The sequence below is a fragment of the Pedobacter sp. 01N416 genome (assembly GCF_056399685.1).
On record NZ_JBFTRT010000937.1, the window covers coordinates 1 to 968 of the forward strand.

Annotated in this window: 2 protein-coding genes; both read right to left on the reverse strand. The window is 37.5% G+C overall.

What is annotated here, in order from left to right:
* Window positions 1–286 precede the first annotated feature (286 nt).
* Window positions 287–715: a 50S ribosomal protein L27 gene (rpmA, locus tag AC1DND_RS28515; protein ID WP_131032291.1), complete on the reverse strand. Its 429-nt coding sequence runs from the start codon at window positions 713–715 to the stop codon at window positions 287–289.
* Window positions 716–767: 52 nt separating this feature from the next.
* Window positions 768–968 (reverse strand): 50S ribosomal protein L21 (gene rplU, locus AC1DND_RS28520; protein ID WP_477586298.1); only part of this gene is annotated, 201 nt, incomplete at its 5' end.

The window sequence follows — 968 nt, forward strand, 5'->3', positions numbered from 1 at the left end:
GAAATACACAGGACTTAAACCACTCATATTTAAACAATTACAAAACATGTTAATGGTAGCCAAGTTGAAGGGCCGCTAGATGGTTATTTCACCCGATGAAGGATCGGTTTCACAATAACGAACTTCGCGTTTGGTACGGTTAACCAGTCTGGATTGAGCGCTTGGCGTTTAGCGCCAATTAACCGATTTGACCAATGAACTAGTGACTAATGAACCAGTGAACCACATAAAAACAAAAAAAAGTCCCGATTTACATCGGGACTTTCCTTTATAATTTTGTTACTAATTATTCTGCAGGTGCAGCTTCTTCAGTAGTTTCGTCTTTTTTAGCTGCTTTTTTAGCAGGTGCTTTTTTAGCAACTGGTGCTGCTTCAACAACCTCTTCAGCTACAACTTCTTTTTTTGCAACCGCTTTTTTAGCAACTGGTGCTTTAGCTACTGCTGCTTCAATTTCAGCTTCAGTGATAGGAAGGATAGAAACATAAGATTTGTTATCTTGTTTCTTTCTGAAAATTACAGTACCATCAACTAAAGCAAATAAAGTGTGGTCTCTACCAATACCAACACCTTTATCAGGGTGGTGTTTTGTTCCACGTTGACGTACTAAAATGTTTCCAGCGATAGCTAATTGCCCACCGAAAATTTTAATACCTAAACGCTTACTATGCGATTCACGTCCGTTTTTCGAACTACCGGCTCCTTTTTTGTGTGCCATGATTTTATATTTTGTAACTCGCTAAAAAGCGAATTATTGGGTTAACAATTAATTATAGAGTGATGTCAGAGATCTGAATCTTAGTAAAAAACTGGCGGTGACCATTTTTCTTTTTGTAACCTTTTCTACGTTTTTTGTGGAAAATAATTACTTTATCACCTTTTAAATGAGATACGATCTTAGCTGAAACTTTAGCACCTTTAACTGCAGGAGCACCTACAGTAATTGCACCACCGTTGTCAACCAACAATAC

What these genes read in the sequence shown, in the direction of transcription:
- rpmA (WP_131032291.1), bottom strand. Translation starts at nt 715, where the DNA reads ATGGCACACAAAAAAGGAGCCGGTAGTTCGAAAAACGGACGTGAATCG.